Raw genomic sequence first — 17,599 nt, 5'->3', positions numbered from 1 at the left:
ATGCTGCTCATCGAGGATATTCGCAAGGCTGCCTGGCATCTTCGGCAAGGAGGCCTGAACCAGCTCCTGGAGTGGCGGAGGAGACAAAAAGTCGAGAAGCGAATCGACAGTGCACGGGGCAAAAGCAAGACGCGGACTGGTTCGGGCTCAGAACAGGGTAACTTGGCGGCGTTTGGGCCGTATCGCGTCCCAGATCGTGATCCCCGGCGCCGGGACCTCACAGTCGGCGTGATTCTGGATGACTTTTCGAGTGCGGCCTATTCCTTCGAGTGGAACCTGTTGCATCTTCGAAAAGACTCGTGGCGAGAGCAGTTGGCGGCAACATCGATCGATTTCTTGTTCGTCGAATCTGCATGGAACGGCAACCAAGGCTCCTGGAAGTACCAGCTCATGGGCACATCCGGACCAAAGCCCGAGTTCTTGGAACTGATGGCCTGGTGTCGGGAGCAGCAGATCCCAACGGTCTTTTGGAACAAGGAAGATCCGCCTCACTACGATGACTTCCTCCCTGCTGCTCGTGAGTTCGATATGGTCTTCACGAGTGATTCAGGCCGTGTTCCGTCCTATCGAAGGGATCTGGGCCATGACCGCATAGCAGTTCTGGCTTTTGCTGCACAGCCGGCGATCCATAATCCGGTTAGAATCGGGCAAGGGCGCCACTCAAGAGGAGTAGCCTTCGCCGGAATGTATTTTGCACATAAGTACCCTGAACGCCGGCAGCAGATGGATCTACTCCTGAATGCAGCAAGGGATGCATCGTCTAAGTCAGGGCCAAGGCTGGACATCTTTTCGCGTCAACTCGGTGGCGATTCCAGCTACCAGTTCCCAGTGCCGTTCAACGAACATGTTGTCGGGAGCCTGGATTACGCAAAGATGCTCACTGCTTACCGAGCGTACAAAGTATTTCTTAACGTCAATTCCGTTGTCGGGTCGCCCAGCATGTGCGCGAGACGGATTTTCGAGATTACCGCTTCGGGGACCCCAATCGTCTCAACACCGAGCGCGGCCATTGCTCACTTCTTTGAACCGGATGAGGTTTTCGTAGCGGGCTCGCAAGAGCAGGGCGAACATCAGATCAGAATGTTGGCGCGCAGCTCCGAACTCAATGATCGAGTGGTTCACAGGGGACAACGACGAATCTGGAACGAGCACACATATGCCCACAGGGCGGAAACAATAGTCGCATCAGTTCTCCCAGAGCTGCTGCGACCGCTGGAGCTGCCAACTGTCAGCGCACTTGTGCCGACCATTCGGCCCCATCAGCTGGAACATGTGTTCGCAACCATCGGTAGCCAATCGGACGTTGACGTTGAGTTAATTCTCCTCACTCACGGTTTCGAAGTGCCGCTGGACCATGCCGAGGATCTGGCCGCAAAGTACGGGGTTCAGCGATTCAAGCTACTGACCGCGACTAGGGACATAACGCTGGGTGAATGCCTGAACCGCTGTGTCGCCGCGGCTTCGAGTGAAGTACTCACAAAGATGGATGACGATGACTACTACGGTCCTCAATATCTCGTGGACCTCCTGCATGCACTCGACTACTCGAAGGCGGACGTGGTCGGTAAGCAGGCGCATTACATGCACTTTGTATCAACAAAGGCGACTGTGCTCCGCATAGCTCACATGGAACACCGGTCAACCCGTTTCGTGGTGGGGCCAACAATCACGGCGAGACGTGAGGTCTTCGAGGCCCATCCTTTTGAAGCTGTTAATCGTGGAGAAGATACTGGCTTCCTTAAGGCCGTCACTACGGCGGGTGGCTCCATCTATTCTGCGGACAGGTTCAATTTCTGCCAGATCCGGCAGGGCGACGGTCACACTTGGGACGTCTCAGATGAAGAACTGGCCGCGTCCGGCGAAATCAGATTCTTTGGAGATCCCAAAGAACACATCACTGTTTAACAAAAAAGGGGAAGTAAATGACGAACATTAAGACTGTAGCTGTTATCGGCCTTGGATATATCGGGCTTCCGACGGCCGCCATTCTCGCGACCAATGGGATCAACGTCGTGGGCGTTGACGTAAACCAAAACACGGTGGATGCCGTAAATCGAGGAGAAGTTCCATTTGTGGAACCCGATCTGGGTGTACACGTAGCCGGCGCTGTGAGCCAGGGCCACCTCAAGGCGACGAGGGAGACTCCGTCTGCCGAGGCGTACATCGTGGCCGTTCCCACGCCGTTCCGTGACGACCACTCTGCTGACTTGAGCTACATTGAGGCAGCTGCCCGCGGAATTGCGCCCCAGCTCAAGGGCGACGAACTGGTTATCTTGGAGTCGACCTCACCGCCCCGCGCGACGCGGCACATGGCCGATTACATTCTCGCGCTTAGGCCCGATCTGTCGATTGACGGCGCTAATGGTGCGCCGGTTATTCACTTTGCACATTGCCCTGAGCGGGTTCTGCCCGGCCGAGTCATGATCGAGCTGGTAACCAATGACCGCATTGTTGGCGGCATTACTCCGGTTGCAGCCGAGCTGGCAAAGGAGCTCTATGGAGTCTTCTGCCAGGGCGAAATCCTGGTTACCGACGACGTCACGGCTGAGATGGCCAAGCTCGTTGAAAACTCCTACCGTGACGTCAACATCGCGTTCGCCAACGAGCTGTCGATCATTAGCGACAAGCTCGGAATTGACGTGTGGGAGCTCATCCGGCTCGCCAACCACCACCCGCGTGTCAACATCCTGCAGCCCGGCCCTGGTGTTGGCGGTCACTGCATCGCCGTGGACCCGTGGTTCATTGTGGCTGCGGCTCCGGAGGAAGCTCAGCTCATCCGCCAAGCCCGCATTACCAACGACTCCAAGCCAGAATGGGTCGTGGCGAAGGCGCGCAAGGCTGCTGAAGCAGTTGGAGCCGCACCTGTTATCGCAACGCTCGGCCTGGCGTTCAAGGCAAACATCGATGACCTGCGCGAGTCGCCGTCTATCGGTATCGCAGCTGAACTGGCTGAACAGCTTCCGACGGCTAAGCTCCTGGTCGTGGAACCGCACGTCGAGGCCCTTCCCGCTGCCCTTCGCGACCGCGCCAACGTGGAGCTCGTGGCCACTGAAGAAGCTATTTCCAAAGCCGACGTCATTGTCGTCTTGGTGGACCACGACGAATTCAAGTCCATCTCTCCTGCGGCTTACGCGGGCAAGACGGTTATTGACTCCCGCGGCATCTGGGGACCGGATTCCCATGCAGAAGCAGCCGCCACCGCAGGGCTCGCCGTCAACTAACGGCACTTTGGCTACCACAGAGGAAGACTCACTACTTCATGGACCGCAACAACGGGGACGTCGAGCAGATTCGGCAGGGCATTAGCCGTGCGGCACTTGCCCACAATGTCCAGATCGAAAAACTGCAGGCTGAACTGCGCGACGCATACCAGCGAGAAGTAGGAATGGCCTCTGTGGTAGCCGAAAGGCGGCAGTTCAGCCAAGAGCTGTTTACGGCGCGCCTTAAACTGGACATGTACCGTGAGAAACTTGCTGCCAGCCAGAAAGAACTGACCAAGCGCGACAATCAATTGAACGAACTGTCACGGGCGTTCGCGGATACGCAAAGCAAACTCACAGCATTGTCCAAATCAACGCTCGGCGCGCTGCAGCTGAAATACTGGCGCCTGCGCAGGCGCCCGGGACGGGGGAAAGCCTGATGGTTGACTCGGATAAGCGCCTATGGCGTGCCAAGAAACGTTTGGAAGAACTCGAATACTGCCAAACGATGTCGGACTCGCGGCAGGGTTTTTACACCTCAAAGCTTTATTTGGATTCTGTACTCGCCGGCGAGCCTGTTTTACCTTCGACCACGCAACGGAAATATCTGACTCGACGTAACGTGTCCTGCGTCCAGGGCTACATCGAGGACCTCCGTCCAATCTTGGAAGATATTCCCGAAACCCTGGGTTCGAGAAGCCTCCGGCCCCATTCGGTTGACGTCGCCATTATTGCAGATGAGTTTCTTTACAAGAGTTTCGACTCAACCGCCCGCCTGAGTTACGTCACTCCGGAAAACTATCAGGACATCGCCAGCAATGCCGGGCTGTTGCTCATAGCGAGTACTTGGCGGGGACTTAAAGGTGAATGGAAAGGGCTTGCGACCCCTGAGTCAAAGAAGCGGAAATTTCTTCTCGATGAGGTTGTTCCCTACTTCAGGACCAAAGGGACGCCAGTTGCTTTCTATTCAAAAGAGGATCCGCCAAACTACAGCCAATTCCTCAGCATTGCCAGGGCAGCCGACCATGTTTTCACTTGTGCAGAAGAAAGCGTCCCGGACTACACTCGGGATTGCCCTGATGCGACTTCCATTGGCGTGTTGAGCTTTGGAGTAAATCCCTATCACCACTCTCCGGTGTTCTCACGCAGACACCGTCTCCCGGATGTGTTGTTCGCTGGCTCATGGCATACACAGCGGTATCCCGCACGCCGGTCCGGGGCGAAAGCCATCTTTGACGGTGTCCTCGAATCGTCACGGAACCTCGTGATCATAGATCGCAACTGGTCACTGGAAAACAGCCGGTACTTTTTCCCGGAAGAATACCTCCAGCATGTCGTACCCACCGTGGACCACAGTCTGCTTCTGAAGCTCCAGCGGATCTCCGACTTCAATATCAACCTGAACTCCGTGATTTCCAGTGCCTCGATGTACGCGAACCGGGTGGTTGAACTCCAAGCCATGGGATCGATGGTGTTGTCGAACTACAATGTGGGCGTCAACAACAGATTCCCTAACGTGCTGACGGCGCAGACTACAACAGATGTTCGCGAGCTCTTGGACGGTATGTCCAAGACCAGCCTTTACGAGGTCCAAATGGAAGGCCTCAGACGGGCGTACACAGACCACCTTGCTCACGATCGCATGGCAGAGATTTTGGAGACCTCAGGCCTATCGGCCGGGGCTTCACGGGCGAGGGTGTGCGCTGTCCTAGAGACACCCTCCGAGGAACTTCATCGGGCTGTACAGGACCAAACTGTCAGGGGGATCGAAATCCTGACCCCCGAGCAGTTGCGGCAACGGCACAACGAGTTCGAAGTCGCCGTACCCGTATCGGATCGGTTCAGATACGCACCAACGCACGTTGAGGATCTGGTCAACGCGTTCAAGTACGCCGATGTTGACTTCGTCATGAAGTCAGTGCCGAATGCCGGTACGGACACAGACCTGATGCCAGAGCATGAGTCCTTTTCCTCCTTGCCCGAACCTTCAGCGGGTGCCCTGTGGCTCGACTCTGATGCCGGCGAAGCTTATCGCCACGGTGGCCGTGTTCAAGGCAACGGTTACGTACTCGATCCGCTGGGTATCGCTGAACGCACAGATTCCTTATCGCTATTTGATTTGGCTCCGGCTCCCGCCGAAGTGACTCTTTCCGTTATCGTGCCTGTTCACAACAATGGCCCGTTCCTCCTCCATAAATGCATCAGATCCCTCGAACGGTCGTCAATTTTCGCCAACATGGAGATCATCCTGGTTGACGATGGATCAACCGATCTGCGTACGCATCAAATACTCGACGAACTGGCGGAGCGGCACAGCCAAGTTACCCTCTTCAAGTTCGGGGATACTGGCTCGGGTAGCGCTTCCAGGCCACGGAATAAGGGGCTGGAGCTGGCAACAGCGCCCTGGGTGACTTATCTGGATCCAGATAATGAAGCGATCTACGACGGTTATGCAAAGTTAGTGCAGTTAGCTGTTGATGAATCGCTGGATCTGGCCTTGGGTGACATGCTCAGATACTCGGACGGCATCAGAACTTTCCACAACTCCCGAAAATTGGGCAGCAATTTGGACGTCTCGCCCACGGACGGAGACGGTGTCCCAGATAGCCTCCTCAGTCGCCTTGACTTCTATCCGATGAGTATCCAAGCCGCCGTGCTCAACACGGGTTGGTTGAAGAATCTGCACCTGGAGCAGCCCGTGGGAGCTCTTGGTCAAGACTCATTCTTTTTCCAGCAACTGGTTCATTACGCCCGCAGGATCGACGTCCTCGAAGTGCCGATCCACATCTATTACGGTGCAGTGGCGAATTCCGTGGTGAACACGATCGGCCCCGGGTTCTTCCGAAAGTATTTGCCGCTGGAGACGGCGCGAGCCGCATGGCTTGAGCAAGTCGGACTGATGCCGGACTACAAGGCAGGGCGCGCGCAGACCTTCATGAAGCACTGGTTTATCCACAAACTCAAACGCGTCCCAGAGGCTGATGTCCCTGAATGTGTTGAGCTGATCCAGCAGCTGGGGAAGATTTACGCACCCATAACCTGGGAGGATCCCGAGGTGTCGGCGATTATGGAGGGAGACACCACTGCGTTCCACCCTGTCTAAGCGGCTCTTCGCGGTTCGTGGTGAATGTTCTGCCGTGAGGGATGTTCATGCCGCTGTTCTGGCGGCACTGCGCAACAGGTTAGGCGTTTTGTAGTTCCGGGCGTTGGTGAATCCCCGGCTGGTCCTTTTGATGTGCTTGATTGCGCTGTTATTGTCTTCCACTGTCGCGTCGCGCCAGTGGAAGGAGTACTTCGATTTCCCTCCGTCACCGGCTTATTGTGTGCCAGAGCCGGTTGTTTTCCGGTGATGAGGCTCGTTCGACCAGGACCTGCAGGCGGTCTTTCCCGGCTGCTGCGTCGGTTAGTGAACCGGCGGCCGCCAAGGGCCGGAGCTGTTCTTCTACCAGCCCGGCAGCCTGCAGTTTCCGGTGACGTCGTCGGTGGTGAAACTCGGTGCAGAGCCTCGTTCGGGCCCGGTCTGGGACGTGTCCACGGCCCGCAGAAGCAATCTCCGGTTGGCCCAGATCGGGTCGAGGGAACGTCCACGCCGGCCATCGACCTACTGGGTGAGCCGTTGCTGGACTTCATGAGCATGTCGTTGCCGAGCTTGACCAGGTGGAACGCGTCGACCGAGACCACGGTGCGTGGGAACGACATCTGTAATGCCCTGCGGAACCCAGCTGCGGGGCGATCGTGACTACCTGCACGCCCTGCGCCATTGCAGCGAACAGGCGAAAAGCCACTCCCCGATGCCCGTATTGTGGCGGCCATCCACGAACTCGAGGACCTGACCTGTGTCCAGATCAACGATGGTGGTCATCCACGGTTCGTAACGTTTCAAGGCCTTGGTGGCCGTGTCGCGTAAAAACCGCACGGACCGGTAGCGGTGCTCATCGATGCCGAGCATCCATGCGGCGGGGGTATCGACATCGGTAGCATCAGGGCCGCGGAATTCAACCTGCTGGACCAACCACCGTGAGACACCGATTGAAGCGGCGGACTCGGCGGCGGCCCTTCCCGATCCGATGCCGGAGGCGACCAAGGCGGCGCGGAGCCTGCGGGTGGACCGTGCCCGGCGCGGGACCTGGCTTCCCACCACCGGACGGGAGCCGGACGCGGCAGTGGCTCCGACTGTGACGCATGGCTGCCCGAAGGAAAGGAACCTCAGTATCGATGACACGGTAGTTAGGCGAACCGAAAATGGCGGTGGCAGCATCGTGTCGTTGGGAGATGGGTTCGATCAAGGCTCGTAGCTCCTGACTCAGGATGAATGCGTATAGAACATCCATCACAGCAACGCTACGAGCCGTTTACCCTTCAGGACAGGGAATCCTTTTCACCACGAACCAGGGAGAGCCGCCTAATCGCCGCATGACAAATGCCCCCAACCGCTCTAATGGTGGGGGCATTTGTGTCGGTCGTGGTTACTTGTGTTTGTGCATGTCGAAGCGTTCCAGCATTAGGCGCTCATCCTGATACGCCGGATGGTCGGCCCACAACGACGGAGCGTGCTTCCATTTGTCGAGGTAATATCGCAGGATCTCGCTGCCAGACTGCTCCACAATCTTCGTGAGCGTGTCGATGTGAATGTAGTGGTAGACGTTGAACTGCCGCCCGGTAAGTTTCTTGGAGAAATTGGTGGGGTGCGCGACCATCTCGGCAGCAATCCAGGGCACCGTAATCTCGAGAAGATTTTCGCCGGGCAGCAGATCGAACTCTTGAAGGTGCTTCTGGCCGGTCACCTTCGGCACACTCCCGAACGGGTTGTACGTCGTCTCCCCGATAGCCACCTTGACTAGCGCTGCACGTTCAGCCGTAACCTTCATCAAAAGCTTGTTAGGCGAAGGCCACGAGAATCTACTCAAACGAACCTTGACGCGTCCCAACTTGCCGTCCCGAATGGCCAAAGGGCCAGCCTTGAGAGCTTCTCCTGCCTGGTCGCCCTCCACGTTCGCAGGAAAAACACCGGCCGATGGTACGACTACCTGGCAGTCCGTAACTTCCAGGGCTGAGCCTGCAGGTGAGAGCTGGAACGTTGCGTCGCCTTCGAGTTTGTAGCGGGAGTTGGCGAGCTCTGGCACGTCGTAGAGCCCGATGATGCTTTCCAGTCCACGAACGGACTTGTTGAACACGTCCCAATCGCTGTCATCATTCGTGGCTTTCGCGACGTCCAACAGGATGCACGTCGCGGTGGTCCAGCCGTTCAGGGTGCAGTTCGGGAAGGTCGCCGGGTACTCTTCGATAATCAGTCCGCCGTCGCTGGTGTAGCGCGCCACGCCGCCGTCCTCTACAGGGATGGTCAAGCTAGTCAGGACAGCCTTCAACGGCCCGCGGAACCGTTTCGTATCTGGGTAGGCGAGGAGCTTACTGAGAACGTCCACGTATCGGGACTGCGTGAGGCCGCTGTACCAGGTGCCCTTCTTGCTGGAGACCTTTGCCCGTTCCTCGTCGTAGTTAAAGACCAGGCCGTCATGCAAAGGCTCCATCATGGCAACTGAGACGTCGGCGACCCGAATGGCAGCTTCCAGGAATATGGGGTCCTTGGTGAGCCCATATTGGATCAGGTAGTCAGTGATGACATAAGGACCATAGATCGGGTGCGCCATGAGCACGCCGTCAGTCCTGCGGCCAGGATATCCGTTGGGCAGGAACTCGATCCTGTAGTAATCCCAAATCGCCTTACGCTCCATACGAAGCGCGGGCAAACTAACCTCGTATTCATTGGTCACATAGTCGGTGGCTGAGCCCATGAGTTCCCCAATTGCTAAGTCGAAAATTACTAAGGACCAACGTTACCTGTTGGAATAGACCTGCCCAGTTTTCAGTCGGGAATCACCGTCATATTGTCGCTGCCTGTTGTTGATGTCGCCTGGCGAGTTGTATCTGGCCCTGTCAATTCGCACGGCCGTTGTGGGGGATGGGGCGAAGTCGGAGACGTGTTGGTGATGAATCTGTTGCCGCGAAGGTTGACTTCAGATCCACCGAAGCAGGGCCCCGACCCTCTCATGCCACTTACTGACAGCCACTGGTGAACCGGCGGCCCGCTTTTCCGACTCAAGATGCATCCTGCGGGCACACCTAGGCGTCGTTATTAAAGGTGAATCTGCTCATGAATACGTGGTGACGGGTTTTCTTGGCTTCCAAACAGACGGACCAGACACCCTCGCGGGTTCCGTCCTCGACAGATCGCCAGCCTCGTAGGGGGGCGTCGGATTCTCGTACGGGACCTTGGACTGAGGTGCTGGGTTCCGTCTGCAGTGTCAGACGCCACTCGTTGCTGGGTGGGGACCAAGACAGCCCTGCGGAAGGGGAAGTTTGAAGTTCCAGTGCCCCAGAGAAATTGAACCAGACCTGGAAGTCCCGCTTAACGGCGTCCGTGGACTGCACGTCATCCGTGACGGTGAGACCAATGCCAGGCGTCAACTCAACCATCCTCCGGTGGGTCCACCCTGCATGTTCCATGTGGCCACGCAGGACGAATGTGTTATCCAATTGCTCACACAGTCCAAGGCCGGAGCCTACAGGGGGTCGACGCCGGTCGTGGTTCCTGCCATTTGCAGTCACCGTATTATGCGCCATCGTAGATTCGACAAACTGTCGGAAGGGATCCGCATAGTAGAACCCGTCTGCGCGAAGGGGCGAGTCAACGGGCAGTTGTGCCCCGTACCCGTAACGGCCCCCTTCGACCAATATCTCCTGTCCGCGGTCATACCAGATGAAGTTGAGATCGTCCGCGTGTTTGTGGGCCCTGCCGTGAAAGGCCGCTGTAAAAGCGAGGTATGACGAAGTCAGCTGTCCTGCTTCCCCTTGCGGCTGGGGTGAACGGACAAAGGCGTAGCCTGACTCGGGGAATACCCCCAACTCTGTTGAGCAAGCTTGACCGAACGAACCTCCCGACATCAGGAAGTTGGTTTGGGGACTCAGAGTTAGAGGATGACTCCCGTCTATCATGTTGACGAATGGTGTATCACCCAGCGGGACCAGCGAGCCATTGGGCTGGATCATCCAGCCCAGCAAGTCGGCAGCCTTCCGCAGACGGCCCGTCAGCTCGGAATCTTCGATGAGACCGTTGTCCACGGCCATCTGGAAGGATTGCATGAGCATCCGATGATATTCGGGGGAGTGCTCGCTGTGGCCGCCGTCCGGAAGAAACTGTGTTCGGATCATGACGGCCAGTCGTGAGCGGCCTTCCTCAGCCAGCCCGCTCATTTCGGGCACAGCTTCGAGAGCTGTGCCTAGTACTGTTTGACCAATAGCCACAAAATAGCCGTGGTTGGTGCGTGGATTGAACGAGCTTTCCAGGGCGAACTCGAGCCTGTGCCGGTCTACGCCGCTGAGCAGTGATCGCAGTTCCTGGATAGCTATACCGTTTTTTGCGCCCAGATAGATGAGGCCGGCGAGGCGAAGGGCTCGCTGTCCGAGCGCCATGTTGTACCAGACAATTGCGTTGTCTGTCTCCTGGTCAGAATATCTTTCAGACCAGGAGACAGCACGATCCAGGCACCATTGAAGGTATGCCTTTTCGCCAGTACGGATAAACTCCTGAATTGGCCTGTCCATGAACTTCCAGCCGTGCAGCTGGGAACCCCAGCTTCTGTCGTCCGCGCAGAGAGTATCCCAAGCAAGTGGCAGTGAGAGATCCAGCCGATCATAGTCTCCGGCCTTCCAGCCGTTGTTAATGACCTCCGAATCGGAATCACTGGGCAAGCTGTCGAACCAGACTGCGTTCGACAAATCGGGGCGGTGGCTTGAAGCGACCCATTGCCGAAGCGCTTCAATATCAGCGTCCGTTAATTGCTGGAACAGCAATTCAGACGCGGATTGCATTCGCCGCCAGATTCGCATACTGGTTGTTATAGACAGCCGCGTTGGCTTCCCACGAGCGACTTTCCCTTACCCAAGCCGCGCCGGTTGCCGCCATCTGGCTCCGCGTCTCAGGGCTTGAAACAAGGTCGGCGAGTACGTCCGCGAGAGCCCCACTGTTTCCAGCCTGGAACAGAGCAGCCGAGCCGCTTGCTTCCGCAATTTCCTTGAGCGCATCGACGTCAGACATGACAATCGTTCGTCCCGTTGCAAACGCCTCGAAGGGCTTAAGGGGCGTGACGAGTTGGCATACAGCCGCCGCTGTGCGTGGGACAACGAAGATGTCAATGAGCCCGTAGTAGTCCAGGATGTCCTCGTGGGGCACGCGTCCTGTGAAGAGCGCATCGTGAAGTCCCAGCGAAGCAGCTGTGGCCTTGAGGGAGTCGAGGACTGGTCCATCGCCTACCACCAGGAGGCGTACCGGAACGTTGAGGCGTTCACGCAACTGGCTGAACGCATCGATAAGGACAGGTACGCCCTCATACTCGACCAGCGATGAAATGTAGCCAATGACGATCTCGCCGCTCTGGATACCTAGCTTGCCAGCCAACTCGATATTTCGCGTCTGCACCGGGAATTGGTCGCCGCTGACTGCGTTCGGCACTACCGAGGTCTTGTCCTCCGGGCAACCTTCAGCCGTAATTCGGCGCTTCATGACCTCTGCGAGGGTGAACACGTGGTCCGCTGCCTCTCTGCAATCACGTTCGCGTTCCCGACGCCATGCGTAGGTGTCAGGGGTGCCCCACCGAGTGCTGAAGGCCTCGATGTCTTCGATACCGCTGGCTTGGGCCATGCGGGAAAGCCAAGACTCTTCCCAGAAGCCGCGGCTTTCATAGATCACAGGAATCCCGAAATAGTCACCAACGGCCCTTGCGGAAAGGGCATTGAAGAAGTCCGAGTGGGCGTGGAGAACAGCAGGACGTACCTCTGCCACCACTCGCGCGAGTTCCTCGACGTTGGCGCTCAGCCAAGTAGTCAGAGGACTGTTAAGGCGGATCGGGCCCGTCGGGAGATGGTAAGTGACACCGTCAAGTTCCACCTGTGCGGCTGCGTCGGCGTTTACTGCGTCGCCTACCTGATTGCACACGTGTACTTCCAACCCGGACTGGATCTGGGCTAAGGCCGTGTAGTGTGTACGCAGCGTATAACCCGACTGCGTAGTCGGGAGGACTTTGCCCACTACGTGAAGGATGCAGTTAGGCCTTGGAGCAAAGAGCTCGTAAGGTCCTTGCGGCTCAGGTTTGAAGGCACCGGAGAAGATTTTGACCTCTTCTTCGCGTAACGCGATTGCACTGGCCAATTTTGCATTGGGTTTCCGGTCAAGTACTACCCGCAGGACCTGCTGGCTCTTGGCTGTGTAGCCAAGCTTGCGCAGTTCACTTGCCAGGCCGCGCAGCGACGTCATGTTGATTTTCTCGAAGATCGAATGGGTTTCGAGCATCTCGTAGACCGCCAACGGCTTTACGTTGAACTGGGTTTCGGCAAGTTTCTTGACCTCGGAATCAGAGAAGGACTGCCAGTTGCTGCCGTCAAGCGCCACAAGATCAAACTGCCGTTCGAGATGGCTTTCTTCGACTTTCTGGACCCTTTCTTCCTGTTCGGATTTAAGGTCTTGGACTAGTTGCAGCAAGCGATCACGCTCTGCCTCAAGGACACTGTCGGGGTCGGGCACTGTCCTTGTTGCGCTTTGGACCTGATCGGACAATTTGGCTGTGGATGCGCTTTGGGCTTCACTCAGGTCGATTAACTGGGCTGTGGATGCGCTCTGGGCTTCACTCAGATCAGTTACCTGTCGTTGCAGAGTCAGCAAGTACTTCTTAATCGAAGCCTGGGACTCGCGCTGCAAGCGACGGTTTTCCTTCAGCCTCGCAATCAGGCCGGTGCTGGCAAGGCTGAAGGCGACAATAGCCACAACAAACAAAGCGATGATGGCCACCGCGCTTGCGGTCGAAACCACCTGCGGGAGGAGTGCCAACAACGTGCCAACAAATATGAAGCCAAAACCCGCAACCGCGGAAAGGCCGATGGTTCTGTCAGAACTGAGTCTTCTGTTAATGTGCAACGTGTTTCCTAAGTCAACGAAATCTGGTCGGTGCAAAAGTGTTGCATCAGTTGATTAATGAATTGGCACTGGTCGGGAAACGCTCCTGGGCGGCGGAGCGGAAATGGGCATAAAGCTCAGCGTTTGCGGCCACGTGTCCGGGGCCCCACTCAACATCAACGAATTCGATTCGGTCTTCGTGGTTGCTGTGTTCAGATTCCAGCATTAAACGGAATGGATCACGGTGTTTTGTGACGTGGTGTGTATCTCCAGTGTTCTGGATATAGAGGATGCGGGGGAGGTGTTCCAACATCGCATAGGTTTCGACCACCGACGTGGAAAGCCTGAAGGCGCGTGCTTCTTCCACATCGACATCAGACTTCAAGCAGGTGGAGAGGGCGACATCGGCGCTTGTCCGGAAATATTCTCTTACGTCTGTTTGGGGGTTGAAGACCAACGCCACGGAATCAGGTAGGTACGCGGCAACCTGAAGGGCGGTAAATCCGCCGCCCGAGCTGCCAGACAGGAGAACACGCGCGGCATTCGTTTCGAGCTGAAGCTTGCGGATGCACTCAGCCATGAACCGATGGACATTGACACTGCCATCTCCGAGGTACCAGGAGAGCGTCATGTTCTTGTTGAGGTCCAGCGAGGGATCCTGGAAGACGGCATGGTTCCCCCCTTCCATGAGCTCGGAAGTTAGCCCTTGGAAGAAGGGCAACGTTGTCTTGGTTCTATTTATCGCGCCATGGAACCTGACCGACAAGAGGTCAGACGGACCACGTCCTACCGCGAAAGGCAGAACCAACCCTCCAAGGTTGGCGGAGTAAATCTTGGACTTCTCGCCGTCCTCGAAACGGATTTCATTCGGAGAGCTGACGGTCTGGATCGGGCGGCCATAAGTCTTTGAGCGAAGATCAGCCCCGGGCCAGGCAATCAGCGGTTCACGTACAACGCCCAAGGCGCTGTTATTCAGCCCGATTTCCTCGGTGAGGTCATTCCCCAGGAGATCCACGATGCCCGGACGCAGGCCTTGATCGTCGCTCGAGTTGTCGGTGGCGTCGAGAAGGAGGTTGAGAAGAATACTCAAAGCTTCAAGCCGCGCACTTCGGGTGTTGTGTTGCTGGGTAACCCATGTCTTCAATTGGCCCCAGTACCTCGTGGTGAACTGGCCGTCATCTGGTTTGGGTGCCGCCCATAGGACCGATGCGTCCCGGCAAAGGTCCATAGTCTTTAGCCAAGCTGACCTCACGTCGTCCAGTTCGGAAGAAATGGTTCCTTCCTCTCCGAGGGTTACCGAAACGCGATCCTCTTCCACAGTCAGGTTGAACTGGTAGCGTCCGGACAGCGCACTCAAGGCTACTCGTCCGCCGGTGGCGTCCATTTTCTTGACAGAGAAGTTGCCGGATTGCGGTGCAGCGATGATGGTGATGAACCGGAAGCGGCGCCCGCTCTGTTTAGCGGACACGACCTGGGTTGGCAGTTTCTCCATCCACTTCCTGGACATCCAGCCGTCAAAGGGTTCTTCAGAACCCTTCACGGTTGAGATGGCAGGCGCGTTGCCCTTCCAAAGGAGGAAGGAGGACTTGCTGTCTCGATCCAAACGGAGGCCGCCCGGAATATCTTCCACGGCAGTGTCGGTGTCAAGGTGCCAGCGCTGCCTGGCGGAGACCTCATCGGCACTGAATACGTTGTCTATGACGAGGAAAAATTCGCCGCCACGGCAGTAGACGACACGCCTCTTCAATTCGACGCCTTTATAGCCTGAATCCGCGAAGGTAAAGTCGTCAACTTCATCGCTGGTGAAAGACCGGATTAGGGCAACTTCGGTCTTGGGATTGTATGCCCTGTCCTCGACTTCCACCACGTTGTGTCCAAGCCGGGACAAGCAGTACTCACGCATTGCATCTTTTTTGTATGCGTACTTACCGGAGTCAACCAGCCAGGGTTGCCCGTTCGAATGAAGGGTCAGGGAACCGCCGTCTTGGTGGCCGTGAACGCGGTTGGCCTTGCCGTATGACAGGGAATAAAAGGTTTCCTTCTTGAAATCGCGTTCGTGATCGCCCCAGCCACTGCGTCCGAAGACATATCCCTTCTGATAGATCTTCGTGAGCTCGGCCGGTGGTTGTCCCGTAGCTCCTTCCGACTTCACGTAGTCCAATTCGGGGGACGACAACGCGCCAGGAGTGGTGGCTTCAGTGTCACCAATCAATTCGAAAGTGCCGTCGGGTTTCGTGGCATGGGCAAGTTCCAAGTAGGCGAGATTCAGCCTGTCGGCCGAGGCTGGGCGGGGTACGCCTTCAACATCCAGACGTTTGAAGGCCTCTTCCCACCACACAAGGTTATTCTTGTGATAGCCAATCGCACCTTCGATGTTTACGCCTTGTTCGTCATAGTTTTCCTCGAACAAGCTCGTAAGGCGCTGAATTGCCAGTTTGGTCCATTCCTCATTGCCCAGGGCTGAGCCGATGACAAAAAGAGCCTGATGCTGGTGAAGTGCATGATTTGAATGACCGAGATGTTTGGAGTCCGCAAGCCACGAGCCGTGCGCATGGATAGACTCCGCCAGCCATTGATCTTCGCCCTCTCGAACCAGCGGGAGGCCAAATGTCAGGACCATGGCACGCAGGGCTTCTACCATGTCAGCCCATGCATAGCTGACAAGATTGCCCTGCTGGTCTTTCTCCTTCGGGTCCGTCTGTGGATTGGCTTCAATCCACGACTTGCACGTTTGGAGCCAAAACGCCTGTGCTTCCCGGTCTCCGTCCATGGCTACCCTGCGGACCGGCTCCAACCAGCGCAGCATGTGAAGTTGCGCCTGCCAGTTCCGTTGCCCGAACGGATCTGCCTTCCAGTCGATGCCGTCCTGGAAGTTCCACGTTGGGTGCGGACGCATGTTCAGCTTGCCGACGAGGAGTTCGTCAGCGAGTGCGCGGTCCGTTGACCTCTTCCTGAACATCTCTCCGAACGTCTGGCGACGAACGACGTCGAGATCTAATGTGTGGGTGGTCATGCGATTCCTTACGCCGTAGTCGGGCTATCTGCCCCTGAACGGCCACATTCGAGCACTATCTTAGGTGAGTGTCGCCAAGAGCATCTGTCATGCGCAGGGCGGGGACAACGCGCAACAGCCGTCCGGAGGCAAGAGTTCCTACCCGCAACGGATAGGCAGCTGCCCTGGCTGGACGTCCAGCCAGGGCAGCTTCAAATCAGCTTACGAATTCTGGAATACGTGAACCGGTACCGAGGAGCTGGGCCACAGCTGCAACCGTTCGCGCGGCAGCCTTGCCGTCACCGTAGGGATTCACGGCGTTCGCCATGGCGTCGAATGCATCCTGCTGATTCAAGAGGCGGTCGACTTCCTTGACGATTTTCTCTTCATCCGTGCCGATAAGCGTTACGGTTCCGGCGTCGACTGCTTCCGGCCGCTCCGTGTTATCGCGCATGACGAGAACCGGTTTGCCGAGACTGGGTGCCTCTTCCTGGACTCCGCCGGAGTCCGTGAGAACGATGTGAGCCAATGACAGCATCCGGGTAAATTCGCCGTAGGCCAAGGGCTCGGTGACGATGACGTTCTGTTTGCCTTCGAGGGCAGGCAGAACCGCTTCGCGAACGACCGGGTTCTTGTGGGCCGGCAACACGATCACGAGTTCCGGCTCTGCTTCCGCAATGCGAGCCAAAGCGCGTCCAACTCCACGCATGGCATCGCCCTGGTTTTCCCGGCGGTGCGTCGTGACCAGAAGGATCCGCCGGCCGCTGGCAGCGAGCTCCTCCAGCTGCGGATCGGAGAACGGGATGTGCTTGTCCACGGTGGTCAGGAGCGCATCAATGACCGAGTTGCCGGTGACGACGATATCGCTTTCAGCAATGCCCTCGGCCAGGAGGTTGGCCCGGCTTACGCTGGTCGGGGCCAAGTGAAGGCTGGAGATCTGGCTCGTGATTTTGCGGTTTGCTTCTTCAGGGAACGGAGAGAACAGATCACCGCTCCGGAGTCCGGCCTCTACGTGCACCACGGGGATGCCATGGTAGAAGGCAGCGATTGCACCGGCCGTGGACGTCGTCGTGTCACCCTGAACGATGACTGCATCGGGCTTGTTGGCGGCAAACAGCTTGTCCAAGCCGTCAATCGTGCGGGTCATGATGGCGGACAACGATTGACGTTGCTGCAGGATGTTCAGGTCGTGGTCCGGGACGATTCCGAACAATTCGTTGACTTGGTCCAGCATCTCACGGTGCTGACCAGTGACGGTCACCACGCACTCGAAGTCTGCAGACTCTTGAAAGGCGGTGACGATCGGAGCCATTTTGATGGCTTCCGGACGTGTACCGAAAATTGGCATGACGATGGGCATGGATTCCCCCGAGAAAGGCAGTGGCTGACCAGCCGATGCTATCGCACCGTCCCTAGAGGTCCTCAATTACGTATGACGCAATAAAAGGCTTAGCGGCCAAA

11 protein-coding genes are annotated in these 17,599 nt (G+C 57.1%); 4 read left to right on the top strand and 7 right to left on the bottom strand.

Going from position 1 to position 17,599, the window contains the following annotated elements; genetic code table 11:
• The 4 genes from GVL04_RS05975 to GVL04_RS05960 are packed head-to-tail and all read left to right on the top strand — an operon-like array spanning nucleotide 1 to nucleotide 6,303.
• Complete coding sequence (locus tag GVL04_RS05975) at nucleotides 1-1,905, top strand: glycosyltransferase (protein WP_159701021.1); 1,905 nt, start codon at nucleotides 1-3, stop codon at nucleotides 1,903-1,905.
• A gap of 17 nt (nucleotides 1,906-1,922) precedes the next feature.
• Nucleotides 1,923-3,221, top strand: coding sequence for a UDP-N-acetyl-D-mannosamine dehydrogenase (gene wecC, locus GVL04_RS05970; RefSeq protein ID WP_159701018.1), 1,299 nt, complete (start codon nucleotides 1,923-1,925; stop codon nucleotides 3,219-3,221).
• Between the two features lie 38 nt (nucleotides 3,222-3,259).
• Nucleotides 3,260-3,640 carry a hypothetical protein gene (locus GVL04_RS05965; RefSeq protein WP_159701015.1) on the top strand — a complete coding sequence of 127 codons (381 nt, stop codon included), beginning with the start codon at nucleotides 3,260-3,262 and terminating at the stop codon, nucleotides 3,638-3,640.
• Nucleotides 3,640-6,303 (top strand): glycosyltransferase, encoded by a 2,664-nt coding sequence (locus GVL04_RS05960; RefSeq protein ID WP_159701012.1) that lies wholly within the window; start codon nucleotides 3,640-3,642, stop codon nucleotides 6,301-6,303. The genes GVL04_RS05965 and GVL04_RS05960 overlap by 1 nt, the downstream gene beginning before the upstream one ends.
• Nucleotides 6,304-6,348: 45 nt before the next feature.
• On the opposite strand, the gene GVL04_RS24925 is transcribed toward GVL04_RS05960, so the two are convergent.
• The 7 genes from GVL04_RS24925 to wecB all read right to left on the bottom strand — a co-directional run bounded on the left by GVL04_RS24925 (nucleotide 6,349) and on the right by wecB (nucleotide 17,498).
• Nucleotides 6,349-6,465, bottom strand: a complete 117-nt coding sequence (locus GVL04_RS24925) for a hypothetical protein (RefSeq protein WP_159701009.1) — start codon at nucleotides 6,463-6,465, stop codon at nucleotides 6,349-6,351.
• A gap of 474 nt (nucleotides 6,466-6,939) precedes the next feature.
• Nucleotides 6,940-7,422 carry a hypothetical protein gene (locus GVL04_RS05950; protein ID WP_159701006.1) on the bottom strand — a complete coding sequence of 161 codons (483 nt, stop codon included), beginning with the start codon at nucleotides 7,420-7,422 and terminating at the stop codon, nucleotides 6,940-6,942.
• A gap of 244 nt (nucleotides 7,423-7,666) precedes the next feature.
• Nucleotides 7,667-8,992, bottom strand: a complete 1,326-nt coding sequence (locus GVL04_RS05945) for a D-glucuronyl C5-epimerase family protein (protein ID WP_159701003.1) — start codon at nucleotides 8,990-8,992, stop codon at nucleotides 7,667-7,669.
• Between the two features lie 328 nt (nucleotides 8,993-9,320).
• Nucleotides 9,321-11,069 (bottom strand): heparinase II/III family protein, encoded by a 1,749-nt coding sequence (locus GVL04_RS05940; RefSeq protein WP_159701000.1) that lies wholly within the window; start codon nucleotides 11,067-11,069, stop codon nucleotides 9,321-9,323.
• Nucleotides 11,053-13,080, bottom strand: coding sequence for a glycosyltransferase (locus GVL04_RS05935; protein WP_159700997.1), 2,028 nt, complete (start codon nucleotides 13,078-13,080; stop codon nucleotides 11,053-11,055). Before GVL04_RS05935 ends, GVL04_RS05940 begins: the two co-directional genes overlap by 17 nt.
• 133 nt (nucleotides 13,081-13,213) lie before the next feature.
• Nucleotides 13,214-16,105, bottom strand: coding sequence for a heparinase II/III family protein (locus tag GVL04_RS05930; protein ID WP_235036196.1), 2,892 nt, complete (start codon nucleotides 16,103-16,105; stop codon nucleotides 13,214-13,216).
• Nucleotides 16,106-16,355: 250 nt separating this feature from the next.
• Nucleotides 16,356-17,498 carry a non-hydrolyzing UDP-N-acetylglucosamine 2-epimerase gene (gene wecB, locus GVL04_RS05925; protein WP_159700991.1) on the bottom strand — a complete coding sequence of 381 codons (1,143 nt, stop codon included), beginning with the start codon at nucleotides 17,496-17,498 and terminating at the stop codon, nucleotides 16,356-16,358.
• Between the last annotated feature and the right edge of the window lie 101 nt (nucleotides 17,499-17,599).

Source organism: Arthrobacter sp. 18067, from assembly GCF_902706295.1.
Lineage (GTDB): Bacteria > Actinomycetota > Actinomycetes > Actinomycetales > Micrococcaceae > Arthrobacter.
Note: the sequence above shows the minus strand (reverse complement) of the source record. Positions and strands in the feature narration are given on the sequence as shown.

What these genes read in the sequence shown, in the direction of transcription:
- GVL04_RS05975 (WP_159701021.1), top strand. Translation starts at nt 1, where the DNA reads ATGCTGCTCATCGAGGATATTCGCAAGGCTGCCTGGCATCTTCGGCAA.
- wecC (WP_159701018.1), top strand. Translation starts at nt 1,923, where the DNA reads ATGACGAACATTAAGACTGTAGCTGTTATCGGCCTTGGATATATCGGG.
- GVL04_RS05965 (WP_159701015.1), top strand. Translation starts at nt 3,260, where the DNA reads ATGGACCGCAACAACGGGGACGTCGAGCAGATTCGGCAGGGCATTAGC.
- GVL04_RS05960 (WP_159701012.1), top strand. Translation starts at nt 3,640, where the DNA reads ATGGTTGACTCGGATAAGCGCCTATGGCGTGCCAAGAAACGTTTGGAA.
- GVL04_RS05945 (WP_159701003.1), bottom strand. Translation starts at nt 8,992, where the DNA reads ATGGGCTCAGCCACCGACTATGTGACCAATGAATACGAGGTTAGTTTG.
- GVL04_RS05940 (WP_159701000.1), bottom strand. Translation starts at nt 11,069, where the DNA reads ATGCAATCCGCGTCTGAATTGCTGTTCCAGCAATTAACGGACGCTGAT.
- GVL04_RS05930 (WP_235036196.1), bottom strand. Translation starts at nt 16,105, where the DNA reads ATGTTCAGGAAGAGGTCAACGGACCGCGCACTCGCTGACGAACTCCTC.
- wecB (WP_159700991.1), bottom strand. Translation starts at nt 17,498, where the DNA reads ATGCCCATCGTCATGCCAATTTTCGGTACACGTCCGGAAGCCATCAAA.